24 protein-coding genes are annotated in these 25,474 nt (G+C 66.2%); 15 read left to right on the top strand and 9 right to left on the bottom strand.

Translation table 11 applies throughout. The features are described from left to right. Positions 1-6: 6 nt before the first annotated feature. Both AAFP30_RS14545 and AAFP30_RS14540 read right to left on the bottom strand, forming a co-directional pair. A complete protein-coding gene (locus tag AAFP30_RS14545) occupies positions 7-669 on the bottom strand; it encodes a response regulator (protein ID WP_419230629.1) in 663 nt (220 codons plus the stop codon). Beyond that, positions 666-1,823 (bottom strand): sensor histidine kinase, encoded by a 1,158-nt coding sequence (locus AAFP30_RS14540; protein WP_419230628.1) that lies wholly within the window; start codon positions 1,821-1,823, stop codon positions 666-668. Before AAFP30_RS14540 ends, AAFP30_RS14545 begins: the two co-directional genes overlap by 4 nt. A gap of 93 nt (positions 1,824-1,916) precedes the next feature. On the opposite strand from AAFP30_RS14540, the gene AAFP30_RS14535 reads away from it, so the two are divergent. Both AAFP30_RS14535 and AAFP30_RS14530 read left to right on the top strand, forming a co-directional pair. Next, the gene (locus AAFP30_RS14535) at positions 1,917-2,801 is read left to right on the top strand and encodes a sterol desaturase family protein (protein ID WP_419230627.1); all 885 of its coding nucleotides are present in this window, start codon (positions 1,917-1,919) and stop codon (positions 2,799-2,801) included. Between the two features lie 268 nt (positions 2,802-3,069). Beyond that, entirely contained in the window at positions 3,070-5,274 is a 2,205-nt protein-coding gene (locus AAFP30_RS14530) for a 6-phosphofructokinase (RefSeq protein ID WP_419230626.1), read from the top strand. 117 nt (positions 5,275-5,391) lie between these two features. On the opposite strand, the gene AAFP30_RS14525 is transcribed toward AAFP30_RS14530, so the two are convergent. The 3 genes from AAFP30_RS14525 to AAFP30_RS14515 form a co-directional block, all read right to left on the bottom strand. Then, the gene (locus tag AAFP30_RS14525) at positions 5,392-6,012 is read right to left on the bottom strand and encodes a hypothetical protein (RefSeq protein WP_419230625.1); all 621 of its coding nucleotides are present in this window, start codon (positions 6,010-6,012) and stop codon (positions 5,392-5,394) included. A 5-nt stretch (positions 6,013-6,017) separates the two neighbouring features. Beyond that, complete coding sequence (locus AAFP30_RS14520; RefSeq protein ID WP_419230624.1) at positions 6,018-6,443, bottom strand: VOC family protein; 426 nt, start codon at positions 6,441-6,443, stop codon at positions 6,018-6,020. Between the two features lie 92 nt (positions 6,444-6,535). Then, the gene (locus AAFP30_RS14515; protein ID WP_419230623.1) at positions 6,536-6,979 is read right to left on the bottom strand and encodes a MarR family winged helix-turn-helix transcriptional regulator; all 444 of its coding nucleotides are present in this window, start codon (positions 6,977-6,979) and stop codon (positions 6,536-6,538) included. Between the two features lie 44 nt (positions 6,980-7,023). Here AAFP30_RS14515 and AAFP30_RS14510 point away from each other — a divergent pair, with 44 nt between their 5' ends. Genes AAFP30_RS14510 through AAFP30_RS14500 form a run of 3 tightly spaced genes read left to right on the top strand, consistent with a single transcriptional unit; the run spans position 7,024 to position 9,880 of the window. Continuing rightward, a complete protein-coding gene (locus AAFP30_RS14510; protein WP_419230622.1) occupies positions 7,024-8,133 on the top strand; it encodes a phosphotransferase in 1,110 nt (369 codons plus the stop codon). A gap of 38 nt (positions 8,134-8,171) precedes the next feature. Further along, positions 8,172-8,720, top strand: coding sequence for a QsdR family transcriptional regulator (locus AAFP30_RS14505; protein ID WP_419230621.1), 549 nt, complete (start codon positions 8,172-8,174; stop codon positions 8,718-8,720). Positions 8,721-8,740: 20 nt separating this feature from the next. Then, the gene (locus tag AAFP30_RS14500) at positions 8,741-9,880 is read left to right on the top strand and encodes a serine hydrolase domain-containing protein (protein WP_419230620.1); all 1,140 of its coding nucleotides are present in this window, start codon (positions 8,741-8,743) and stop codon (positions 9,878-9,880) included. A gap of 4 nt (positions 9,881-9,884) precedes the next feature. Here AAFP30_RS14500 and AAFP30_RS14495 read toward each other — a convergent pair whose 3' ends face one another. After that, positions 9,885-11,081: an FAD-dependent monooxygenase gene (locus AAFP30_RS14495; protein WP_419230619.1), complete on the bottom strand. Its 1,197-nt coding sequence runs from the start codon at positions 11,079-11,081 to the stop codon at positions 9,885-9,887. A 125-nt stretch (positions 11,082-11,206) separates the two neighbouring features. Here AAFP30_RS14495 and AAFP30_RS14490 point away from each other — a divergent pair, with 125 nt between their 5' ends. From AAFP30_RS14490 to AAFP30_RS14455, 8 genes are all read left to right on the top strand, one after another. Next, the gene (locus AAFP30_RS14490; RefSeq protein ID WP_419230618.1) at positions 11,207-12,370 is read left to right on the top strand and encodes a PucR family transcriptional regulator; all 1,164 of its coding nucleotides are present in this window, start codon (positions 11,207-11,209) and stop codon (positions 12,368-12,370) included. A gap of 133 nt (positions 12,371-12,503) precedes the next feature. Continuing rightward, a complete protein-coding gene (locus AAFP30_RS14485; protein ID WP_419230617.1) occupies positions 12,504-13,199 on the top strand; it encodes an LGFP repeat-containing protein in 696 nt (231 codons plus the stop codon). A 201-nt stretch (positions 13,200-13,400) separates the two neighbouring features. Next, on the top strand, positions 13,401-15,989 hold the full coding sequence (locus AAFP30_RS14480) for an ABC transporter ATP-binding protein/permease (RefSeq protein ID WP_419230616.1): 2,589 nt from the start codon (positions 13,401-13,403) through the stop codon (positions 15,987-15,989). Further along, on the top strand, positions 15,986-17,728 hold the full coding sequence (locus AAFP30_RS14475) for an ABC transporter ATP-binding protein (protein WP_419230615.1): 1,743 nt from the start codon (positions 15,986-15,988) through the stop codon (positions 17,726-17,728). Before AAFP30_RS14480 ends, AAFP30_RS14475 begins: the two co-directional genes overlap by 4 nt. Before the next feature lie 95 nt (positions 17,729-17,823). Further along, positions 17,824-18,228, top strand: a complete 405-nt coding sequence (locus tag AAFP30_RS14470; protein WP_419230736.1) for a VOC family protein — start codon at positions 17,824-17,826, stop codon at positions 18,226-18,228. 49 nt (positions 18,229-18,277) lie between these two features. Continuing rightward, on the top strand, positions 18,278-18,616 hold the full coding sequence (locus tag AAFP30_RS14465) for an ArsR/SmtB family transcription factor (RefSeq protein ID WP_419230614.1): 339 nt from the start codon (positions 18,278-18,280) through the stop codon (positions 18,614-18,616). A 1-nt stretch (position 18,617) separates the two neighbouring features. Continuing rightward, a complete protein-coding gene (locus AAFP30_RS14460; RefSeq protein ID WP_419230613.1) occupies positions 18,618-19,265 on the top strand; it encodes a dihydrofolate reductase family protein in 648 nt (215 codons plus the stop codon). 9 nt (positions 19,266-19,274) lie between these two features. Continuing rightward, positions 19,275-19,736, top strand: coding sequence for an SRPBCC domain-containing protein (locus tag AAFP30_RS14455; RefSeq protein WP_419230612.1), 462 nt, complete (start codon positions 19,275-19,277; stop codon positions 19,734-19,736). Positions 19,737-19,756: 20 nt separating this feature from the next. Here the strand turns inward: AAFP30_RS14455 and AAFP30_RS14450 are convergent, their stop codons facing one another. The 3 genes from AAFP30_RS14450 to AAFP30_RS14440 all read right to left on the bottom strand — a co-directional run bounded on the left by AAFP30_RS14450 (position 19,757) and on the right by AAFP30_RS14440 (position 22,631). Further along, positions 19,757-20,233 carry a DUF4188 domain-containing protein gene (locus AAFP30_RS14450; RefSeq protein ID WP_419230611.1) on the bottom strand — a complete coding sequence of 159 codons (477 nt, stop codon included), beginning with the start codon at positions 20,231-20,233 and terminating at the stop codon, positions 19,757-19,759. 444 nt (positions 20,234-20,677) lie between these two features. Next, positions 20,678-21,640: a glycine betaine ABC transporter substrate-binding protein gene (locus AAFP30_RS14445; RefSeq protein WP_419230610.1), complete on the bottom strand. Its 963-nt coding sequence runs from the start codon at positions 21,638-21,640 to the stop codon at positions 20,678-20,680. Between the two features lie 70 nt (positions 21,641-21,710). Further along, a complete protein-coding gene (locus tag AAFP30_RS14440; RefSeq protein ID WP_419230609.1) occupies positions 21,711-22,631 on the bottom strand; it encodes a LysR family transcriptional regulator in 921 nt (306 codons plus the stop codon). A 119-nt stretch (positions 22,632-22,750) separates the two neighbouring features. Between AAFP30_RS14440 and AAFP30_RS14435 the strand changes: the two genes are divergently transcribed. Continuing rightward, a complete protein-coding gene (locus tag AAFP30_RS14435; protein WP_419230608.1) occupies positions 22,751-24,304 on the top strand; it encodes an aldehyde dehydrogenase family protein in 1,554 nt (517 codons plus the stop codon). Positions 24,305-24,336: 32 nt separating this feature from the next. Further along, a complete protein-coding gene (locus AAFP30_RS14430) occupies positions 24,337-25,473 on the top strand; it encodes a Glu/Leu/Phe/Val family dehydrogenase (RefSeq protein ID WP_419230607.1) in 1,137 nt (378 codons plus the stop codon). Position 25,474: the final 1 nt, after the last annotated feature.

Below are 25,474 nucleotides of genomic sequence, written 5' to 3'. Positions count from 1 at the left end.
CACAACTCAGCGGCGCGTGCCCTCGGTCAACTTATGGCGGTGCGCGTACACGACCGCCTGAATACGATCGCGCACACCGAGTTTGGCCAACACGTGGGAGACGTGCGTCTTGACGGTCTGCTCGCCGACGAACAGCTCGCCGGCGATCTCGGCGTTGCTGCGGGCATCGGCCATCAGGAGTAACACCTCGTGCTCGCGGGCTGTCAGCGTCGCGACCTCGGGCGGCACCGGCACCTCGGACAGGGTATCGGCGACGCGGGCGGCGAGACGACGGGTCATCGCCGGATCGATGACCGAATCACCGCGCGCCACAATGCGAATCGCGCCGACCAATTCCTCCGGGGGTGACGACTTGAGCAGGAAACCGGCAGCGCCGGCGCGCAATGCGTCGGCGAGGACCGTCTCACTGTCGTAGGTCGTCAGCATCAACACCCGGGCGTTGGTGCCGTCGACGATCGGCGCGATGGCGGCCACACCGTCGAGTTTGGGCATCCGCACATCGAGCACCACGACGTCGGGCCGGACCCGTAGCGCCTCGTCGATGGCGGCGCGGCCATCGCCCGCCTCGCCGACACACGTGGTGTCTGGGCTCGCGTCGATGACCGCCTTGAGTCCAGCGCGGAAGACGGCGTGGTCGTCGGCGACGAGGACGGTGATGGGGTCGGTCATGATGCTCCGATCGGGATCTCGACGACGGTGCGCCAACGCCCGGATTCATTGACGCCGCACTCGACGTGGCCGTCGAACAACTCCGCGCGACGGCGCATACCGTCGAGCCCACGATGCAGCGAGCCGCCGGTGTAGACCTCGGTGGCGACCGCGTTGGACTCGTCGATGACGATCTGCGCCCGATCCCGGCGGACCTGCAGGCGGGCCGATCCGTCGCCGTGGCGTAGCGCGTTGGTGAGCAGTTCTTGGACGATGCGGTACACGGTGACGTCGAGCGATTTGGGCAGGGCAACCGTGTCGGCGGGAAGGTCAAGCTCGACGTCTAGGCCAGCCTGGCCGACCGCCTCGACCAACTCGGAGATATTCGCCAGACCGGGCTGCAGGTCGCCGGCCTCGTCGTTGCCGTGCAGGAGGTCGAGTTGCCGCCGCAAATCCATCATCGCCGCGCGACTCGACGTCTCCACGGCGCGCAGGGACCGGGTGGCCGCCTCGCCGTCGGAACCCATCGCCATCCGGGCCGCGCCGGCGTGAATCCCGATGGCGCTCACGTGATGGGAGATCACGTCGTGCAGGTCGCGGGCGATGGCCTCCCGCTCGTCGGCGAGCGCTTTGTCCAGGGCGGCCCGGTCGGTCTCCCGCTGCATCTCCAGCTTCGTGACGTAGGCGCCGCCTGCCGCGGTGTAACGACCGACGAGCCACGGGATCAACGCGTTGGAGACGGCGATCGCGGGCACCATCCACCATGTGTCGGCGGCACCGTTGATGTAGGCCGCTGCGGCGACACCCACCATCAGGACGGGCAGGACGGTCGCCGATGCCCGGGTGGGCAACCATGCGCCGGCCCGGTAGCCGGCGACCAGGACGCCGACGTCGCCGACACCTTCAGCCAACCCGTGGTGTTGAAGCAGCAGGCACGCACAGATCCTCGTGATCACCTGGATGTAGGCGACCACGGCCGTGGTCGGAGGGCGGAGGGCCAGAGCGAGGTCGGCGGCGATCAGCGTCATGGCCATCGCGAGGGCGGCGGCCGGCGCAGCGCCGAAGATGCCCGAGGAGGCGAACAGCGCCGCATCGATCACCGCGGCGAGGAGCGCCACCAACAGCGACTGACGCTCGAGCGACTTGCGAACGGCGACCAGCCCGGACTCCGGCATGGGTGAAGGCTAGCCGACATCCCCCGTGAGAGGGAGGCAAAATCAGTTCGTGGCGGGATGTTTCCGCAGGTCACGGCTCATAGGGTTCTTCCCATGAACACCACAACCACCCTCCTACTCGCCGCCATTCCCGCCTTCATCATCTTGTCCCTCGTCGAATACATCGACGACAGACGCGATCCCGACAACGCCGGCAAGCCCTCGGCACGCTCGATCCGCGACTACGCCGGCAACTGGGCTACCTACCTGATCAACACCACCATGAAGGCGGTGACCCAGTACATCCTGCCGTTCTCGACGATCGTCATCGCGTCGACACTGACACCGCTGCACCTCTCCGCCAAGCACTGGTGGGTGTGGGTGGCGTGCCTCGTCGTCACCGACTTCTGCTACTACTGGGCACATCGCGCCGACCATCGCATCCGACTGCTGTGGGCCGCGCACAGCGTCCACCACTCCAGCAACTACTTCAACCTGTCGACCAATCTGCGGTTGCCGTGGTTCCACCCGGTGTCCTACACCCTGCGTAGTCTCGCCTGGCTGCCCGCGGCGCTGCTGGGCTTCCCGGTCTGGCTGATCTTCCTGCTCAACACCGCCGGCCTGATCTTCCAGATTCCCTTCCACACACAGCGCATCGGAAAGCTCTGGGCGCCTTGGGAGTTCCTGTTCAACTCGCCGTCGCACCACCGCGTCCACCACGGCTCGAACCAGCCCTACATCGACAAGAACTACGGCGGCGTGTTCATCATCTGGGATCGCCTGTTCGGCTCCTACGCCGAGGAGGTCGAGCCGGTGAAGTACGGACTCATCCACGACGTCGAAACGCAGAACCCGATCAAGTACAACTACGTCGAGACCGTGGCCATGCTCCGCGACACCGCGCGTGCCCGCACCTGGCGTGGCCGACTCGGGTACATCTTCGGTCCTCCCGGATTCACCGAGGACAAGAAGTCCGACTCGGATCTCATCGCTGCCTGAGTCCGACATCCTGCAGTGTTCTTCCCCGCGAACTCGAAGGTCCCCCGGAAACTTCTGGGGGACCTTCGAATTCGCGGGGAATCTGCGCATGGCGACTCGCCGACCTGGCCCGAAACGGTTGCGCGCACCCGCCCGGCCCGTAATGCTCATAGCCGAAGCACCGCACGCAAACGTTTCTGGACCGAAAGAGGACACGGGGTACCGATGAGAGTCACAGGGTCACGCGCTTACCGGATGTCATCGGACCGGCGTCATGGGTGAGGGAGGCGTGGCGCCGTCCAGCATCGGCGTGCTGACCAGTGGTGGCGATGCGTCGGGCATGAATCCTGGGGTGCGGGCAGTGATCCGTACAGCCCTGCACCACGGCATCGACGCCTACGCGATCCACGAGGGCTACCAGGGCCTGGTGCACGGCGGCGACCTCATCCAGCGGATGGAGATCGCCGACACCGACGGCATCCTGCACCGCGGCGGCACGGTGATCGGCACCGCTCGCTCGCAGGAGTTCCGGACCCGTGAAGGACTACGCGCGGCCGCCCGCAACATGCTCGAACGCGGCATCGACGCGCTGGTCGTCATCGGTGGCGACGGCAGCCTCACCGGCGCGAACATGTTCCGGACGGAGTGGCCGGAGTTGCTCGCCGAGTTGGTCGAGGCCGATGAGATCACCGCCGAACTCGCCGACGCCCATCCGGTCCTTCGTGTGGTGGGATTCGTCGGGTCGATCGACAACGACATGTCCGGCACCGACATGACGATCGGCGCCGACACCGCATTGCACCGCATCGTCGAGGCCATGGATGCCCTGCGCAGCACCGCGTCGAGCCATCAGCGGTCTTTCGTCGTCGAGGTCATGGGACGACACTGCGGCTACCTCGCCCTGATGGCCTCCATGGCCACCGCCGCCAACTGGATGTTCATCCCCGAACAACCACCCGCCGACGGATGGGCCGAGCGCATGTTGCGCGACATTCGTGCCGGCCGCCAGATTGGGCGGCGACAATCGGTGGTGGTCGTCGCGGAGGGCGCCGAAGACCGCGCCGGCAACCCGATCACCGCGGAGCAGATCCGCAAACTCCTCGAGGACGAACTCGGCGAAGACACGCGCATCACCATCCTTGGCCACGTCCAGCGCGGTGGCGCGCCGAGTGCGTTCGATCGTTACCTGGCAACCCAGTTGGGGCACGCTGCCGTCGAGCGGCTACTCACCGACGATCCGCAGGCGCCCGCCCAATTGATCGGGCTGCGCGGCAACCGAGTGGTCACCTCGCCGCTGATGGAGTGCGTCGAACAGACCCACGCCGTCGCGGATCGTATCAAGGCCGGGGATTATGACGGCGCGATGTTGTTGCGCGGCGGTAGTTTTCGACAGTCGTATCAAATCCTGCAGACGGTGCAGCAGGCTGCGGCGCGACCGACACAACCCGGCCGTCGGCGGTTCCGCCTCGCGATCATGCACGGTGGCGGTCCGGCCCCCGGGATGAACACGGCGGTGCGTGCGGCCGTCCGACTGGGCCTCGACCGTGGCTACACCGTATTGGCGGTGCGCAACGGATTCCGTGGACTGCGGCGCGGCCAAATCCAGGAGATGGGCTGGATGGACGTCAGCGGATGGGTGTCCGACGGCGGCGCCGAACTCGGTACGAACCGATATGTCCCGACCGGTGAGGCGATCGGCCAGATCGCCGAGCAGATCACCGCCCACCGGATCGACGGTCTCCTGATGGCCGGCGGCTGGTCCGGGTACGAAGCCGCCTACGAATTGCACCGGCACCGCGAGCAATACCCGGCGCTCGACATCCCGATCGTCTGCTTGCCGATGACGATCAACAACGACGTCCCCGGGACCGAACTCAGCATCGGCAGCGACACCGCGCTGAACAGCATCGTCTCCGACGTCGACAAGATCCGGCAGTCCGCGGTCGCCACCCGGCGGGTGGTCGTGGTCGAGGTGATGGGTCGCGACTGCGGGTACCTGGCGCTGCTGTCCGGCATCGCCACCGGAGCGGACCGAATCTACATGCCGGAGAACGGCATCACCATCGACGACCTCACCGCCGACATCCACTCGATGGCCGAGAGCTTCCGCTCCGGGAAGCGACTGGGCTTGATGATCCGCAGCGAGGGCGCTGATCCCGTGTACAACTCGTGGTTCCTCACCTCGCTGTTCGAGAAAGAGGGCGGTGAACTGTTCGACGCCCGGCAGGCCATCCTCGGACACATCCAGGAAGGTGGTGACCCCTCCCCCTTCGACCGCATCCACGCCACCAGCCTCACCGCCCGCTGCATCGAGTTCCTCTCCGAACAACTCGAGGCCGGTGGCCGCGCCAGTGCGATGATCGGATTCCAGTCCGGCCGACTGCAATTCACCGACCTCACCTCCTATCCATCGCTCATCGAAGCCGATGTCCACCGGCCGGTGGAGCAACGGTGGATGGAGAGCACCAGGCTGGCGGAGATCATGCGTCGGTGATCTGACCCGGCCCGACGTCGACATGAGCCACAAGTCTCCGCACTGCTCGCGTGCACTGTGCACACGAGTGGTGCGTGGAGATGTGGCTGGTGTCGGCCGACTGTCCGGTCTCACCCATCAGACCGGATAGAACTCGAATCCCTCTCGTGCGAGCGAGAATCCGTAGCCCGCGGGGTTCTCGCACGCGACACCGGCCGAGCGCGAATAACAGATGATCTGCAGATTGGAACGTGGCTCGAAGCTGACGGCCTGACCGTACTCGAGGACGGGGCCGACCTCGAAGTATCGGCCTTGGAGGATGGTTCCGCAGGCAGGTTTGTCGTAGTCCAACCAGCCGAAGTTCTTGGCGTTCGTGGTCTCGTATGGCTGGTAATCAGGGATGCGACAGGTTTCGGATTGCGCGATCGGAACAGGTTGGTGCGTCTGGCACACCAGAGATGAAGTGCTTACGATGCAGGTGATGTTGCCCGATGGAAGGCTGAACCGGTAACGGCCGCTGACGCTTTGGTCGATGAAGTTGCCTGCCGGTTGCATCGAGTAGTGCGAGTTGTCGCCACGCGCGCCGGGCACCGCGGCGGGTTGAGTCGGCGGGCGTGCGGTAGACGGGGTGGTCGACGGTGTGGCAGTCGCGGTCACCTGCACCGTGACGGTCGATGGAGCGACCGTGGTTTGGTCGGTGCCGCACCCGGCCAGCAGAAGTCCGAACATCGCAACGACAATCATCACGGCGGTACGCATGATCTTCATGATCCCTGTCCGAACACCTCTGGCACCAGCACAACCACCCATCCATCAGGATCCTCGAAACAGACCGCGCGGTGGGCAGTCCAGTACGGGTTCGCGGCCGGCACCGGACGATGACCACGGTCGACGAGCCGCCGCGTCGCGGACCGGACTGCCTCAGGCGTGCCGAGGTAGAGGACCAGTTGATTCTCCGGGTGCGGCTCCGGGATCCGGTCGCCATGCCGGAGGAGCTCCATCTGCACTCGCGCATCCGGTAGACCGAAGACCACGCCGTCATAGCCGTCATGGTTGAGCCAGTGCGCGAGGATCGGGAGGCCGAGGTCGTCGCCGTAGAAATGCACGACGGCGTCGAAGTTCGCGGTCGGTCGCGCGAACGGACCGCGCCGACGTCGAGGTGGGGTGGCCAGCCTGCGGACATGCGTCATTGTGTGCCGCCGCCGACATGAGCCACAAGTCTCCGCACTGCTCGCGTGCACAGTGCACACAGGCGGTGTGGAGAGATGTGGCTCATGTCAGGTCAGAGCTGGTTGGAGTCCTCGCCAATGGCCGCGAGCACCCGCCGGAAGGCGGCGAAGTCGTCGGCACCGACAAGTCCGGCCCACTCCGCCTCGATCTCCGCGATTCGCCGCAGGCCACGAGCGAGCGTCGTGGAGCCTTGGCGGGTCAGTCTCAACTGTCGCGTTCGCCGATCCCCGGCGTTGTCGGAGACGGCAATGTATCCGTCGTCGGTCAGCTTCGAGATGTGCTGTCCGGCACCCTGTTTGGTCATCCCCAGCACTCGTGCCACATCGACGGTGCGCACGGCGCCACGGTCGATCGCCTCGAGGATGCGGAACTGCGATGCCCGCAGGCCTTTCCAGACCTCGTTGTCGAAGGTGCCGGCGATCTGTTCGATGGCACGCCCCAACAGGGTGGCGATGTGCTCATCGCCGGCAGGCACCCCATTGACAAAACTGGACAAGTAACTTACCTTTCTTGGTAAAGCTGCTTGTCTAAGGATAGCTCATGAACACCTCGACCTGGCCGGAACAACTCGCCATCGACAACTGTGAACTCGCCGAGCTACTGGGGGTTGCCGAGGTGCACTCCGTCGAGGCGGCCGAACTCCCGTACGGGCTCGTCGCCCTCACCACGGACTCGCGATGGTGCGTCGATGTTGCCACCTCCGACGGCCCGGTCGCGCTGGTGGTCAAGGTCGCCCGCGACGTCCGGCGGTCGCCGTTCTTCCACGTGATCCCCGTCGAACTCGCCGAGGCGGCGGCACGCGGATTGCCCTGGGACATCGAACCGAACGTCTACCGATCAGAGTTGGGAGTTGCTCTACCGCAGGGGATGTCACTCCCCCGGTGCTATGCAGTGCGCCCGATCGACGACGATTCGGCGGCGATCTGGATCGAACGCGTGCCCCACGCGGCGACCTGGACCACGCAGATGTACGCCGACGCGGCACGCATGCTCGGACGGTTCGCGGCGTCGCCGGAGGTCGGCCGAATCGCGGACGGCATCGGCCATCCGTCGGGTCCGGTACAGGCCCGTACTTACTACCTCGGTCGACTGCGATCACAGTTCGTCGACACCTACCGATCCGGCGAGATCTGGTCGCATCCGGTCGTCGCGCGGTACGTTACGCCGGCACTTCGGGCGCGACTGTTCGCTCTCATCGACGTCATGCCGTCGTTGATCGACGAGATCGAGACGTTGCCGTTGCTGTCCGCCCACGGCGACGCCTGCCCGAACAACCTGCTCAGCACCGGCGACGGCACGTTCACGGTCATCGACTGGGCATTCTTCGGACGGTCGCGGGTCGGCTTCGACCTGACTCAACTGGTCAACAGCGGCATCGACCTCGGCCACATGACGGCCGACCGACTCCCGGAACTGCAGGATCTCTGCCTACGCCACTACCGAATCGGATTGGCCGACAGCGGCTTCGACATCGAGCTCGACGCACTCACCCGCGCCCACCGCATCCAGCTGACGGCGTTCAGTGCGCTCTCCGCGATCCCTCTCGAGCAGCTACCCGACAACGACACCGACGACCAAGCGCTCAATGCGCTGATGCATGAACGGATGCGCGCACTCGACCTCATGCTGGCCGGCATCGGTCTGCAATAAATCTTGAAAATGTTGCAGACGCGTGTAGCCTCATCTGTGTGAGTGAGCCGGATCACACCGCTGTGCGTGCCGTGCGTGCGGCGCGGCACGCCCTGATCGCCGGCGAAGCTGTCGATGTCGGCAAGGTCGCCGCCGCGATCGGTGTCGATCGCACCACCGTGTTCCGCCGCGTCGGCAACCGCGACATCCTCCTCGCCGAAGCGCTCTGGAGCGTCACAACCCACTCGTCGTGGCCTGCTGCGCTCACCGCACATCCGCCCGGGACCGAGCATCGCGCCGCAGAAGTCCTCACCACCTACGTGCGGATGCTGATCGCCGAACCATGGTTCCGCACCTTTCTGCATCGAGATCCCCAGCGCGCGTTGCGGATTCTCACCACCGCCGACACGGCCATCCAGTCCCGGATGGTCGATCTCGTTCAGGAATTGCTGGCGCCGGAACCCGCACCGCCGGTGGACCTGACTCGAGACATGTTGGCGTATCTGGCAGTACGGGTCGCCGAGTCGTTCATCTACTCCGACCTCATCGCCGCCAAGGAACCCGACGCCGACCTCGCCCGCGTCGCCTTCATCGCACTTCTCGGATAATCACCATCGAAAGGACACCCATGCCGACCTCCGGACACCACGACAACCGATTCGACCAGCTACGCACCATTTTTGAGGCCAACCTCGACTCCGGTGAAGAACTGGGCGCGGCGATGTCCATCGACATCGACGGCGAAACCGTCGTCGACCTGTGGGGCGGATACGCCGACGCCGACCGCACCCGAGAGTGGGAGCGCGACACCATCATCAACGTGTGGTCGACCACCAAGGAGATCAGCGCGCTGGCGGTGCTGGTGTGCGTGGAACGCGGACTGCTCGACGTCTACGCGCCGGTGGCCCAATACTGGCCGGAGTTCGGCGAGAACGGCAAGGCGGGCATCGAGGTTCGGCATCTGATGTCGCACACGTCCGGTGTCTCCGGGTGGGATCAGCCGTTCGTCGTCGAGGACATGTACGACACCGAGAAGGCGACGGCGCGCCTGGCCGCGCAGGCACCGTGGTGGGAACCGGGCACGGCGTCGGGCTACCACGCGCAGAACCAGGGCCACCTGCTCGGTGAACTCGTGCGACGCGCGAGTGGAAAGTCGTTGACGCAGTTCGTCGCCGACGAGATCGCCGCACCCTTGGGCACCGACCTGCAGATCGGCGCCAAGCCCGAGGACGACGACCGGATCGCCGAGATCATTCCGCCGCCGCCCCTGCCGATCGACATCGCATCGCTCGACCCCGACTCACCGGTCTTCAAGACCTTCACCGGGCCGGCCGCAAACGCCGAGGCTGCCAACACGATTCCGTGGCGCCGCGCAGAACTCGGCGCGCTCAACGGCCACACCAACGCGCGGGCCCTGGCCCGGACGTTCTCGGTCATCTCCCGCGGCGGCACCGTCGACGGCGTGTCACTGTTGTCGGAGAAGACAATCGACCTCATCTTCGACCAGCAGTCCCGCGGGGTCGACCTCGTCCTCGGTGTCCCGCTGCGGTTCGGCATCGGCTTCGCATTGCCCGAACCCGAGACCCTCCCCTACCTTCCGGACGCACGGATCTGCTTCTGGGGCGGCTGGGGTGGATCGATGACGGTGATGTTCCCCGAGCACAAGACCACCGTGTCCTACGTGATGAACAAGATGGCGCCGGGCATCATCGGCTCCGACCGATCGGCGGCCTACCTCACCGAGATCGTGCGGGTGCTGGACCTCTGAGTCCTCACGCGCCGACGACGGGTGCAGTCGGAACCTGTTCGTCGGCGCGGAACGAGTGAATCCAGTCCAGATGCCGGTCAAAGGCATCCGGTGCCGCCAGTCGCTTGTTGCGTTCATCGGCGCGGGGACCGTCGGGTAGATGGAGCATCTCGCCGACGGTCACCGCGGCATCGGTCACCTTACGGGTGCGGAACCGTCGTCGTTGCTCGTATTCGGTTCGGGCGGTATCCCAATCCGATGACGCGGACAGCAGATCCGACAGCACGATCGCATCCTCGATGGACTGGTTCGCGCCCTGACCGTGGTGGGGCACCGTCGCGTGGGCGGCATCGCCGAGCAACGTCACCCGACCGTCGGACCAGTGCGTCAGCGGCGGGCGGTAGAACAGCGCCCACTGCTCGAGAACCGGGACGGCCGACACCATCTCGAGCACCGGCTGCGCCCAGTCGGCGAACGGCGCGATGTGCTGCTTGTCCTCGGCCGGCACCACCCAACTCTTGTCCGCCCACGGCAGCGATTCGCGCTTGACCAGGAAGAAGTTCTGATCCCCGTTGCCGATCGGATAGTGCAGCAGATGCCCACCCGGACCCATCCAGAACTGGATGGCGCCCGGATCCGGCAGCGACGGCATCAGCTCGGGGGCGACGATGCCGCGTGCGGCACTGCACCCCGAGTAGCGCGCGTCGTCGTAGCCCAGCAGGAGTCGACGCGTCAGTGACCGTGCGCCGTCGGCGCCGATGACCAGATCGGCCTCCGCGACATCCCCATCCTCGAAGGTCAGGCGCGCGGCGGCACCGGTGTCATCGATGTCGGTCAGCCGCTTGCTCAGATGCAGACTGTCGGTGTCGAGCGCGTGGAACAAGATTGCCTGCAGATCCGCCCGATGGATGCCGACATACGGCGCGCCGTAGCGTCGGCGATAGTCCTCGCGGGAGGACAGTCGGGCGATCTCCTTGCCGGTGCGCCCATCCCGGTAGATCAACCCGTCGACCTCGGCCCACTTCTCGCCGAGTTGTTCCCCCAACCCGAAGCGGCCCTCGAAGAACCGGGTGGCGTTGGCCGACAGCGCGACCGCGGCCCCGACCTCTTTGAGGACTGCGGTCTGCTCGTAGATGTCGACCTGCATGCCCTTACGCTGCAGATCGATGGCAAGGGTGAGGCCGCCGATCCCGGCGCCGATGATGGCGATGCGCTTGGACATGTGCTGACTCCTTTGGCTTGGCTGACTTCGAGCCTATGGAGCGACCGTGACGCAGCGCACTAGACATTTGTTCATATTCGCGCGAACATCTTCGGACAGTCTGTCCATATAGGGTGGTGATTTCGGTGTCGGCGGCGAGTCTGGATGACGCCCTGCAGGATCTGTCCGAGGCTGCGGGACGGCGGCTGGTGGTGGTGGACTGGACGATGGCCGTGGTCGGCTACTCCATCCACGAGAACGAGGCGGATCGGTTGCGGCTCTCGGTGCTGCTGGCGCACGCGGGCGGATGGACACCGCCGCCGGCGGCCGCGACATCGGACGACGTCTATGCGGTGTTCCCGCAGGTCGGCCGGTGCCTGCTCATCCCGCTGACCGACCATCGACGATTGGTCGGATACCTGCTGTGCGTCGTCGACGACGACCCGCTCGACGACGCACAGCTGCAGACTCTGCGGCACGGCGCCGCCGGGCTGGGTGTGCTGCTCTCACTGCGGCTGCTCTACGACGAACACGATCGGTCGCGGGCTCGGGAGTTGCTCATCAAGGTGATCGGTGATGATCCGGTGCAGCGACGCGCCGCGGCCGAAGCCCTGATCGCCGAGCGGCACATCGGGGCGGCCGCGCAGTACTCGGCGGTGGCCATCGAGGGCGATCCCCGTCCTGGTCACTCGCCGGACAGTTCGGCGCTCGCGGTGTGGACGACCCTCGATTTCGTGGCCCGGTCGTCGACGGCGTCGGTCGTGGGATCCACCCTCGACGACGGCACCGGCATCCTGATCTTCCCGCGGCCGGTGGTCACCGATCGCCTGGCGCGCATCCTCGACGACATGGACGTGGGCGATGTGCGGGCCGGGATCGGGCCGGTCGTCGGCCGCCTCGAGGAGATACACCAGTCAGTTACGTTGGCGCGTCGGGCATTACGCGCGAATTGGCTGGCCCCGGCCGATCATGGGCGCGCCCTCACGTCCGACGACGCCGGACTCGACGGGCTGCTGGCGCTGCTGCCGATCGAACAGCTGACGGTCGATGACCTTCCCCGATCGGTGCAGACGCTGCTGGCCGCGGATCTGTCGTCGGACATCGTGGCGACGTTGCAGGCCTATCTGGACTGCGGCGGCGACGCGGCACGGACCGCGCGCACTCTCACCATCCAACGTTCCACGCTGTACTACCGGCTCGGCCGGGTGCGGTCGGCGTTGGACCGTGACCTGAGTGACGGACGGCTGCGGGCCGAGCTGCAACTGGGTCTTCGCCTGCACGGGATGCAGCAGGACTGGTCGACGCGGTGACGCTCTCGAAAACCCCGGCGCCAGCACAAGCTTGAGCGAAGCTAACTATTCGACACCGGTCTCTGCTTGGGTGAACTGTGGACGTTCAACCCCGGACGTCTCCATCCATGCTCGAAAGGCTGTGAGGTTTCCAATGAAGCAAACCGTCCGTCGCCTGGCCGGAGTCGTGGCCGCAGCGTCCCTTATCACTCTCGGCGTCGCCGCATGTAGCGATGACGACACCAACGACGCCACATCCGCGGCGACGTCGGCAGCCTCGGCCGCCATGTCCGCAGCGGAAGGCGCAGGTTCGGCAGCACAATCCGCCGCCGCGGACGCCAGTTCGGCCGCCGGAAGCGCGATGTCAGGGGCGCAATCGGCCATGTCATCCGCCATGGCCGGGGCTCCGGTGATGTTGACCGCGGCCGACGGCACACCGGTCACACTGACCGGTCCGATCGCGGCGAAGTACGCCTCGGCAACCGACCAACAGAAGACCGACCTCGGCAAGCCGCTGGCCGGCGCCGGCACCGGAACCAGCCCCAACGGCGTCGTCTTCCAGCAGTTCGACGGCGGTGTCATCACCGCCAAAAATGCTGACGCATCGACCCCGGCCTACATCACCTGGGGCAAGATCCGCGACGCCTGGAACGTCCCGCGTAACGCCGAGGGCGTTCCGGCGTCCGACGGCAAGGGCGGATCGGAGGGTCCGCTCGGCGCCGCAACCAGCGACGAGACCCAGGACGGCGATATGAAGACGTCGACCTTCGAGAACGGCAAGATCACCTACAACACCTCCACCGACACCGTGGAGGTGACTGTCAACGGCAAGGTCGTCCCGACTTCGTGATGTCGTGGTCGGCTTATTGCGTATTCGCTCCCTCGTTATGGATCCGCTCCATCGATCGAGGGAGCGAATCCGTAATCGAGGAGCGGATATCGGGTATCGCTCCATCACACAGACTCTTTCTCCATCTGTTAGGTCGTACTAACCTCAGTACCGGGTGACACGGTCTCGGCGACACTGCCGGGCGTGATTCGGGAGGGACAGATGGCGTCTCGGGGATTTGGTGGCGCGGTCATGCGCGCCTACGGCATTCGTGATCATGCGGCGACGGTGATCGGGCGATCGGATGTGACGCCACACTGCGTCCGCATCCGATTCCACTCCGACACCGTCTTCGACGACGTGGTGTTCGGTGCGACGAGTTGGATTCGCGGCTGGTTCCCCGACGGCAACGGCAAGGAACACCAGCGCGGCTACACGTTTGTCGACGCCGACCCGGCCACCGGGGACTTCTCGATCGACTTCGTGCTGCACGAGCCGTCGGGCCCGGCAGCGCAGTGGGCCCAGACCGCCGAGCCCGGCGATGTGATCGAGATGATGTCGGCAAGCTCCACACCGTTCGAGGTGCCCGACGTTCCGCCGTCGGGGTACCTCCTCATCGGTGACTCGGCGTCGCTGCCGGCCATCCGCACCATCCTGGCCACCGTCCCGCCCGAGGTACCCGTCGAGCTGTATCTCGAGGAGCACGACGCGCTGGACCGCGAGCTGCCGTTGGTTGCCCATCCTCGGCTACGGACCCACTGGGTCAAGCGCGCCGACGTCGGATCGCTTGCCGCCGCGCTGGAATCGCGGGACTGGTCGGACTGGTACTTGTGGGCAGGGCCGGAGGGCAACTCTCTCAAGGAGATCCGCAAACGGATCAAGGAGTTCGGCTTCCCCAAGTCGGAGACCCATGTGCAGGCCTACTGGTCGCAGGGCAAGGCGATGGGCAAAGACCGTGATCCCGACGCGGCACCGGTGGTGGACACCGTCGAGCCGGTGGTCGGCGCCGCGACCGAAGACGTCGCCGTAGAGCCGGTCTCGACGAGTCCCTCGGAGTTCCCCACCCAGGGCACCTGGCGGGCCGCCGGCGCAGGGCGACTGCTTGCGCCACTGAAGGGGACGCTGATCACCGCCGGCGTGCTGCAGGCCGTGGTGACGTTGCTCCAACTGGCGCCGTACGTGCTGCTGGTGGAACTCGGTCGCCGGCTGCTGTCGGGCGCGGACGCGAGCGAGTTGTGGGCGGTCGGCATCCTGGCCGTCATCCTGTTGGGCGTGGGAGCGCTGCTGGAATCGGCGATGCTGCTGTGGCTGCACGCGGTCGACAGCAGTTTCTCTCGTGACGTGCGACAACGGCTGCTGACCAAGCTGGCTCGACTTCCCTTGGGCTGGTTCACCGATCGCAACGCGGGCAGCGTCAAGACCCTGATCCAGGACAACACCCTCTCCCTGCACTACCTGGTCACTCATGCGGTGATCGACGCGGTGAGTGCGGTGGTCGCGCCGGTCGCGGTGTTGGTGTACCTGTTCATCGCCGACTGGCGGATCGCACTGTTCCTGTTGATTCCGGTGCTCGCGTACGTGATCACCATGGCCCGCATGATGGTGGTGTCGGGTCCCAAGATCCCCCTGGCGCAGACCTGGGCCGAGCGGATGAACGGCGAGGCGAGCGCCTATCTCGAAGCGCAGCCGGTGATCCGGACGTTCGGCGGTGTCATGGCCTCGCGGTTCCGACGCAACCTGGACGGATACCTGTCGTTCCTGAACAACTGGCAGCGTCCCTTCATCACCGCGAAGACGGTGATGGACCTCATCACGCGTCCCACCACCTTCCTGTGGTTGATCGCGGTGGTCGGGACACTGTTCGTCGTCTGGGGGTGGACGCAACCGGTCCACCTGCTGCCGTTCCTGTTGTTGGGCACCACGTTCGGGGCGCGGCTACTGGGCATCGGTTACGGGCTGTCGGGTCTGCGCACCGGGATGGTCGCCGCCCGCGACATCCAGGAGACGCTCGATGGGCCCGAGTTGGCGCTTCTACCGTCGTCGCCGGTCACCCACGCGGTGCCCGGGGAGGTGACCTTCGACCATGTCTCGTTCGGCTACCGCCCGGGTGTGCCGGTACTCCAGGACATTTCGCTGACACTCGCACCCGGCACCGTGACCGCCCTGGTGGGGCCGTCGGGATCGGGCAAGTCGACGCTGGCGGCGCTGCTCGCCCGCTTCCACGATGTCACCGACGGGAGTATCCGGGTGTCCGGCCACGACATTCGGTCGCTGAGCGCCGACGACCTGTATCGCAGTGTGGGTTTCGTGCTGCAACATACACAACTGGTGCGCGGCACCGTCGCCGAGAACATCGCGCTCGCCGTGCCCGACGCCGACCCCGAACAGATCGTCGCCGCCGCCCGCGCGGCCAACATCCACGACCGTATCGAACGAATGCCGCAGGGCTACGCCACCGAACTCGGACCCGATGCCGCGCTGTCCGGCGGTGAACGACAGCGCCTCACCATCGCCCGGGCCATCCTGGCCGACACCCCGGTCATCATCCTCGACGAGGCCACCGCCTTCGCCGACCCGGAGTCGGAGTTCCTGGTGCAGCAGAGCCTGAGTCGACTCGCCCAGGGCCGCACCGTGCTGGTGATCGCGCACCGACTGCACACCGTGACCGACGCCGACGCCATCGTCGTGCTCGACGGTGGGCGCGTCGTCGAGCGGGGCACCCACGAGCAACTGATGTCGTCCGGCGGGCGATATCGGACCCTCTGGGATTCCGCCACCACCGATGCGACGCAGACAGGAGCACTCCGATGATCCGTACCCTCTTCGCGCTCCTACCCGCCGCCACCCGCCCGCAACTCAACCGCTTCTTCCTTCTCGCCGTTGGCTCGGTGATCCTGCGCGCCGTCGGAGTGGTGATGTTGGTGCCGCTGATCTCCACACTCTTCGACGGCCGGCACAGTTCAGCACTGCTGTGGTTGACCGGGCTCACCGCCGTCACCCTCCTCGGCTGGTTCGTGGACTCGGCGGCATCGAAACTCGGTTTCGTCCTGGGCTTTTCACTGCTCGACGACGCCCAACACACGGTGGCCGAACGGCTCTCGCGCATCCGGCTGACGTGGTTCAGCGCCACGAACATGGCCGACGCGCGCCAGGCGATCGCCGCTACCGGTCCCGACCTGGTCGGCGTGGTGGTCTACCTGCTGACCCCCTTGGTGAGCGCGGTCCTGCTCCCCCTGGCCATCGGTCTCGCATTGTTCGGCGTGGCATGGCAATTGGCCCTGGTGGCGTTGGCCGGTGTGCCGCTCCTGCTGGGCACCCTGTGGGCGACCACGGCCATCAGCCGTCGCGCCGACCGTGTTGCCGATGAGGCCAATTCAGCGCTCACCGAGCGGGTCGTGGAGTTCGCTCGCACTCAGCAGGCGCTGCGGGTGTCGCGGCGCGTCGAACCCGAACGCAGCCTCGCCGGCGATGCGGTCGCCCACCAACACGGTGCGACGGCGCGGTTGCTGCTGATGCAGGTACCGGGGCAATTGCTGTTCAGCATCGCCGCCCAGATCGCGTTGTTCGCCCTCGCCGGGGTGACCGCGTGGCTGACGGTGCGCGGTGACCTCTCCACTGCCGAAGCGGTGGCGCTCATCGTGGTGGCGGTGCGCTACCTCGAGCCGTTCTCGGTGATCGGCGAGCTCGGCTCCGGGCTGGAGATCTCGCGAGCGACGCTCGCCCGGATCCAGACGGTACTCGACGCACCGCTCGATCCCACCGGCACCGAATCGACGACGCCGGGACGCGCGCCACGCATCGAATTCCAGGGCGTCGGATTCGATTACGGCGACGCCCGCCATCCGGTGCTCGACGGTCTGGATCTGGTTCTCGACGCCGGTGCCACCACCGCCATCATCGGCCCGTCCGGGTCGGGTAAGAGCACGATCCTCGGGCTGATCGCGGGACTGTACTCGCCCACCTCCGGGCGCATCCTGTTCGACGACGTCGACGCCGCCACCCTCGACCACCACACGCGACGTGCCGTGGCAAGCATGGTCTTCCAGGAGCCATACCTGATGGAGGGCAGCATCGCTGAGAACATCGTCGCCGGCGATCCCACCGCCGACCCGCCCCGCATCGACACGGCCGCACGACTGGCCCGCGTCGACGAGATCACCGACCGTCTCCCCGATGGCCGGGACTCCGCCGTCGGCGAAGGCGGCTCGGTGCTCTCCGGTGGCGAACGGCAACGCATCTCCATCGCCCGCGCGCTGTTGAAACCGGCGCCGGTGCTGCTCATCGACGAGGCGACCAGCGCGCTGGACAACGAGAACGAGCGAGCCGTGGTCGATGCCCTGTCGGCCGACGACATCAGTCGCACGCGCGTCATCGTGGCCCACCGCCAGGCCGGCATCCGGCACGCCGACCGAGTGGTGGTCCTCGACCGCGGCACCGTCATCGAATCCGGCACACCGAAGGAACTTCTGGCCGCCGGCGGCTACTTCGCCGGGTTCTGGGAACGGCAGGGCAAGGTCGCGGGGTGGAAGCTGACGGCTGCCGACGCGTGAGCTGAAGGCAGCGATGAGTTTCGCGGGTGTCTCGGGTCCACCACTGCGACGATGTTCGACCTGAGGACATCGCAGACCGCAGGAGACCTCCGATGATGCACACCACGATGTTCGTGAACCTGCCAGTTTCCGACGTCGCGCGATCGCGCGCCTTCTTCGCCGACCTCGGCTACAGCTTCAACGAGAACTTCTCCGACGACCGGGCGGTATCTCTCGTCCTCGGTGAGAACCTGGTCGCGATGCTGCTGCAGCGCGACTTCTTCGACACGTTCCACCCCGCGCAGACCGCGGACGCCACCGTCACCAAGGAATGCGTCGTGTGTCTCGACGCAGAAAGCCGCGACGCCGTCGATCAGCTCGTCGACCGCGCGATCGCCGCCGGCGGCAAACCCGGCGACACCGAGGACCACGGCTTCATGTACGGCCGCAGCTACGACGACCTCGACGGCCACTCGTGGCAGATCATGTGGATGGATCCGTCTGCCGCGCAGGCCGAGTGACTCACCGCGCTGGTTGACGGATTGGAGCTCGCCGTGAATACTTAGGTATGTGCCTAAGTATCACGAGGAGGTCGACGCGGTGCTACGTGCACTCGCCGACCCGACCCGACGGGCCATCGTCGAACGGTTGGCGAAATCCCCGGCGGTCGTATCCGAGCTCGCGGCACCGTTCTCGATGGCGTTACCGTCGTTCATGCAGCACCTGCGGGTGCTCGAGGACGCCGGAGTTGTGCTGTCGCACAAGCAGGGTCGGGTCCGCACTGTGAGCCTGCGCCCGGGTGCCCTCGACGTGCTGCACCTCTGGCTCGGCGAACAACGCACGCCTGCCGAACACCACGCCGACCGGCTCGGCATCCACCTGACCCGTGCCACCACCAAGGAGACCTGACATGACCCGTGTGCGCCTCGATATGTTCACCTCGCTCGACGGCCGTACCGCCACCGCCGGCGTCTCCCCCGAGAACCCGATGGGTGAGGACTGGGGACGCCTCACCGCGGCGTACTCGGCAACCCGCACCTTCCACGAACGCGTCTTCGGTGACACGTCCGGCACTGGCACCACCGGCGTCGACGATGCCTATGCCGCAGCACATTTCGAAGGTATCGGCGCCGAGATCCTCGGTGCCTCGATGTTCGGCCTGCATACCTTCCCCGATGATCCGAACTGGCAGGGCTGGTGGGGTGACGAGCCGCCGTTCGGCACCCCGGTCTACGTGCTCACCCACACCGCGCCCCGCCCGTCGCTGCCGATGCAGGGCGGTACGACCTTCCACTTCCGCAGCGGTGCCATCGAGGATGTGCTCGCTGAGGCGTCCGACGCCGCCGGCGGCCTCGACGTGCGGGTCGGGGGTGGCGTCGGCACCGCACGGGAGTTCCTGTGCGCCGGCCTCGTCGACCACCTGCACCTGATGATCGCGCCGATCGTCCTCGGCCGCGGAGCCTCACTCTGGGACGACCTCCCCGCGCTCGACCAGACACACAAGGTGACGACCGAAGTGGCCGAAAGCGGCACCATTCACGTCACTTTCACCCGATAGGACTCCGCCGTGACCGTCGAACGCAGACTCGCTCGCGCCGAGTTCACCCTGACCCGCGACTATCCCGCGCCCATCGAGCGCGTCTGGGATGCCTTCGCCGACGAACAGCAGAAGCTGTCGTGGTGGGGCGCCGGCGACGCCATGGAAGCCGGTGAGTGGGCCTTCGACTTTCGGGTCGGTGGCCGCGACATCGCCGAGGGGAAGTTCCACGACGGCCCGGTCTCCCGGTACGAGGCCACCTACACCGATATCGTCGAGCACAACCGCATCGTCACGACCTACGACATGTGGATCGACGGAGTTCACATGTCAACGTCGGTGGCGTCGTTGGAGTTCGAGCCCATCGACATCGGGACCCGGTTCACCCACGCCGAGCACGGCGTCTTCTTCGACCGGTTCTGGGCCGACGGACCGGGCCGGGAGACAGGCACGCGGGGATTGCTCGACGCTTTGGGTGTCTACCTCATGTAAGCGGTCGGTGGACGGACGCTTCAGTGCGGCTGTCGGTGCAGCCGTTTGCGCGCGGATGTGGTGGCCGACAGCGGCACCAGATGAGCGGCCCGACCCAGCCCGGTAGGCGGCATGTTGCCGTAGATCGCCTCGTACTCCCCGGCATGGACGAGAAACGTCTCGTGCCAGATACCGCTCCGCGAACTGGAACCGACCCGCTTCCAGTACTCCCGCCACACGGCGGCGTGCGGATCGTCGGTGTCTTTCGCGAACGCCTCGAGGTGAGCGAACGAGCGCCAGTACTGCACGTTGGTCAGACCGAAGCTCTGATAGCCGAGCATCCCTTTCTCCGGGTGTTTCATCAGGTACTTCAGCATGTACGGCATGCCCCGGCGGCCGCCGAGATCGAGGAACCAGCGCACCAACTGCCACGGGGAGTTGATGCGTGCGCCGATGATGAAGACGACGAAGTCGCCGTCGATCTCGGCAGTCCACCGCCCATGATTGACTCGCGCCATGTAGTGAAATTTACGCGTCATCCGCAGGGAACGGAATCGATATACGACCGACGGTGTGTGTTTCGGCGATGCTCTAACTGGCTGTTAGGGAAAGGAATTGGAGTTGGCACCGCCGAGGCGCATCCGGAGGAAATCGTGTTGCGTCCGACGGGGCGGCGGTGATCGAGCGCTCCCCCGAAGAGCCCGATCCCTGATCGGCGCCGACGTGCGCAACACCCGCGAACAGCTGAAGCAGCTCTGACCCTTCGACACGCACGGCTCCTGCGTCGCCGGGCTGCTCAGTGAGCGGGGTAGGGGTTCTGCGAAATGAGGTCGCATGCGACGTCGTTTTGGAATCGCGTACTCGGCTGAGTACGCGGGACCAAGTTGAGGTCGCATGCGACCTCGTTTCGCCGGGCTGCTCAGGCCCGACCTGCGGGTGACGTCGATCTACCCTGGCGACGGCTATCCCGACGAACCACTCATCACCTGATCGGCGAAGGCGGGATGGGAGTTGAGCCACTCGATGACCGCATTGTCCTTGGCGTCGCGATACTTCTGGGTGATCAGGTCTTCGAGGTTGGAGAGTTCGGCGTCGGACAGCTTCAGGTTGCGGAACATCTGCGCTGCCCGGGGTGAGCGCTCACCGAATCCCTTGTTGGCGAAGTTCCAGACGCCTTCGGTGCCGCCCAACTTCCCCTTCGGGTCCTCGAGATCACGAATGTCGAACTCCGAGTAAGCCCAATGCGGGCGCCACAGCGTCACCGCGATGTTCGCGCGATTGGTCTCTGCCTGCCGGAGGGATTCGAGCATGTCGGCGGTCGACGCGTTGCGCATCTTGAGGTTGTGCAGTCCATAGGCCGGGATCACCTGGTGGGCGATCACCGATGTCTCACCGGCGCCGGGCTCGATGCCGACCAGCGTGTTCTGATATGCCGCACCCATGGTCTTGAGGTCGCCGATAGAGTGCGCCGGAGACGAATCATTCACCGCAATAGTGATTTTGGCGTTGTCGTACCAGCAACCCAACGCCTCCAGTTGGTCGCCATATTGGTCGATGTAGCCCTGGTGCGTCGTGGGCAGCCAGACGTCGGTGAGGACATCGAGTTCATCGAACGCCGTTGCGGTGAAGGCCGATTCGATATCCATGGTCTTGACCTGGGCGGTATACCCATTGCGGTTGAGGAGGTTGCGCATCAGGTACGCCGAGGCGATCGATTCGTCCCAGTCGGCGAATGCGCCGATGAAGATGGTGTCGTCGCCCACGGGTTTGCTGCTTGCGGTGGCGACTTCATCGGTGCGCGAACACGTCGAGAACGTGGCGGCGGTGCTCTCGGCACCCGACTCGTCTCCGCCACCCCCGCAGGCGCTCAGGAACAGCGCAACGACCGTGAGTATCGCGGCCACGACCGCCGGTCTGGGCTTCATCTCGGTCTCTGGTCTTCAGTGTGCGGGTGTCCGCAGGTCCGCGGATGTTTTCAGGGTAGCGCCGGACACCTCATCGGTAGTTCTGAACGCCATGAAAGACCGTCCGAACCACCTCGGTCGCCGCACGCACGGCCGGCCGGGCGTCGGCATGGATCGAACGGATGAGGACGACACGTCGGAGGATCTGCTGGCGCAGGTCCAGTCGCACGATGGGCGCGGAGGGCACCAGCCCGACCATCATGTCCGTCATGGGTGCGACGCCGAGACTCTTGCCGACCAGTGTCAGCGTCACCGCGGTGTCCACGATCTCGTGCACGACGCGGGGCTCAAAGCCGTTCTGTCGGCACGCTATTCGCATCGCCAAGCCGTAGTACGTCGTTGCGGGGGCGAGAATCCACGGCCAGTCGGCTGCGTCGTGCAGGTCGATGGTGCTGCGGGTACGCACGCCATGAGCGCCGGTTGCGGCGGCCAACCCGAACCGTTCCTCCCGCAAGGTGAGAATCTCGACTCCCGGCACCCGAGGCAGCGGATGGGTCGGGTAGTCGATCCCGAACGCAAGGTCGACGCGATTGTGCGCGACCGCGTCGATGGCCTGGTCGACGTCGAGTTCGCAACTGGACAAACGCATCTGGGGGTAGAGGGAGTCGGCGACGGACACCACCTCCGGCAGCAGGATCGCCGCGGTACTGCCGAACGCTCCGAGCACCACCGGAGCCGCGACCTGGCCCTCGAGGTTGAGGACCGCATCGACGGCGGACCGTTCCGCGGCGAGAACGCGGTCGGCGTGCTCGGCCAACACCACGCCGGCGTCGGTCAGCATCACGTTGCGCCCCACCTTGGTGATCAGCGATGTGCCGACGCTCTTCTCCAGCGCGGCGATCTGCTGCGACACCGCCCCCGGCGTGTACCCGAGTTCGTCCGCCACCGCGACCATGGTGCCGAGTCGTCCCAGTTCGCGGAGCGCGGTGAGGTGCGCCAGATTCAGCGTCATATAGAAATCCTAAACGATTGATCGCAGTTTCTTTCGCTTGTTCTATCCGAACTCGCAGCGAAGCATGAGTGACGAAGCACACGTCCGGACTCCGGCCGCACAACCGAAGGACTGAAATCATGAGCACCAGCATTGCCGCCACCATCGCCCTGCCCACCAGCGATCACCTGCGTGACCTCGCGCAGGACAGCCTGCGCCGCTGCGGGGTCGACGTCGACGCGTTGATTGCCCCGTCGTCGAGCCGCATCACCGTTCGGACCCCGGTGACCGGCGACGATCTGTTCGACGTTCGCGCGGCCGACGCGGCAGATGTCGAGTCCGCGATCGATGCCGCCCACGCGGCGTTCCTGCAGTGGCGGACCGTACCCGCACCCGTGCGCGGTCAGCTCGTCAAGCGGCTCGGTGAGCTCCTCACCGAATACAAGGCCGACGTCGCTGCGCTGATCGGCGTCGAGGTCGGCAAGATCACCTCCGAGGCACTCGGTGAGGTGCAGGAGATGATCGACATCTGCGACTTCGCCGTCGGTCTGTCCCGTCAGCTCGACGGTCGCACCATGCCGTCCGAACGTCCCGGGCACCGTCTCATGGAGACCTGGCATCCGGTCGGCGTCGTCGGCGTGATCTCGGCGTTCAACTTCCCCGCTGCGGTGTGGTCGTGGAACACCGCGCTGGCCATCGTGTGCGGTGACGCCGTCGTCTGGAAGCCGGCGCAACTCGCGACGCTGACCGCCGCTGCCTGCTCGGCGCTGTTCGACCGCGCCGCCCGTGACGTCGGGGCACCCACGAACCTCAACGTCATGGTGTCGGCGAACCCGGCAGATTCCCAAGCCCTGCTCGACAGCCCCCAGGTCCCCGTCGTCAGCGCCACCGGCTCCGAACGGATGGGCCGGCAGATCGCCCCGCGGGTGGCCGCACGATTCGGCCGGTCGATCCTCGAACTCGGCGGCAACAACGCGGCCATCGTCACGCCGTCCGCCGACCTCGACATCGCCGTGCGCGGCATCGTCTTTGCCGCGGCCGGCACCGCGGGCCAACGCTGCACCACCATGCGTCGGGTCATCGTCCACGAGAGCATCGCCGACGAACTCACCACACGACTGGCCGAGGTCTACCGGCGACTGCCGATCGGGGATCCGTTCACCGAGGGCTCCCTGGTGGGCCCGCTGATCGACGACCGGGCGTTCCAGAACATGACGTCCGCGCTCGAGCGGGCGCAGGAGCAGGGCGGCACAGTGATCGCCGGTGGTGTCCGCCGCGACAGCACCGCCGACTCCTACTACGTCGAACCGACCATCGTGACAATGCCGGCACAGACTGAGGTCGTCTGTGAGGAGACCTTCGCACCCATCCTCTACGTGCTCACCTACTCGACCCTCGACCAGGCCATTGCCCTGCACAACGATGTGCCGCAGGGCCTTTCGTCGGCGATCTTCACCTTGAACCAGCGTGAGGCCGAGCGATTCATCGCCGCCGACGGATCCGACTGCGGCATCGTCAACGTCAACATCGGCACCTCTGGCGCCGAGATCGGCGGCGCATTCGGAGGCGAGAAGACCACCGGCGGCGGCCGCGAATCCGGATCGGACGCCTGGCGCGCCTACATGCGTCGCGCAACCAACACCATCAACTACTCGGCGGAACTGCCGCTGGCACAGGGCGTCAACTTCGGCTGAGTCCGAACCACCCCGACACGAGGAGCCGAATCATGTTGGAAACCATCGACGACTGGGGACCCGAGAAAGTGGTCTGCGTGTCCGACACACGCACCGGGATGCGCGGAGTGTTGGTCATCGACAACACCGCCCGCGGAATGGGTAAGGGCGGCACCCGGATGACGCCCACCGTGTCGGTCACCGAGGTTGCTCGACTGGCCCGGAACATGACGTGGAAGTGGGCCGGGGTCGACCTCTTCTATGGCGGGGCCAAGGCCGGCATCCGCTACGACCCGACCGCAGCCGACAAAGAGGCCGTACTCCGGTCGTTCGTTCGGGCCCTGCGCAACGAGGTTCCCGACGAATACGTGTTCGGCCTCGACGTCGGCCTCACCGAAGCCGACGCGGCAATCATGCTCGACGAGGTCGGTGGGCGTTCCGGTGCGGTCGGCACGCCGTCTGCACTGGGCGGGCTACCCTACGACCAGCTCGGTGTCACCGGCTTCGGTGTGGCCGAATCCCTGGACGCGGCAGCCCAGTTCGCTGGGCTCGAGGTGTCCCGGCTGTCGGTCAGCATCCAGGGATTCGGCGCGGTCGGTGCCGCAGCCGCCAACCGGCTCGCCGAGCTCGGCGCGACCGTCGTCGCCATCTCCACCTCCCAGGGCGGACTGCATGATCCCGACGGACTCGACGTCGCCGAGCTACTGCGGCTACGCGAGATCTACGGCGACGCGCTGGTCCACCACCACGACTCCGCCAAACCATTGGCGCCCGGCGACGAACTCCGGGTCACCGCCGACGTTCTCTTGCCCGCGGCACTGCAGGACGTGATCGACGAGCAGGTGGCCGGTGAACTCGCGGCGTCGATCATCGTCGAGGGTGCCAATCTGCCGACAAGTGCTGCCGCACAACAGGTTCTGCACCACCGCGGGGTCGTCGTGGTGCCCGACTTCATCGCCAACGCCGGCGGGGTGGTCGCGGCCGCAGTCGCCATGGATGCACGAACCTCCGGAATCCGACCCGATCCGTCGGCGGTGTTCGCACTCATCTCCGACAAACTCCGTGCCGGAACGACGACGACACTCGCCGAGTCCCGCGCACAGGACCTCACCACCCATCAGGCGGCGCGGCAGACCGCCGAGCGTCGAGTGCATGAGGCCATGCGTCTGAAAGGTCGGCTTCCCCGATGAA

Origin of the sequence: Gordonia sp. CPCC 205515, assembly GCF_048537925.1 — a bacterium.
Taxonomy (GTDB): Bacteria; Actinomycetota; Actinomycetes; order Mycobacteriales; family Mycobacteriaceae; genus Gordonia.
The sequence above is the reverse complement of the archived record's forward strand: the minus strand, read 5'-3'. Positions and strand labels throughout refer to the sequence as shown.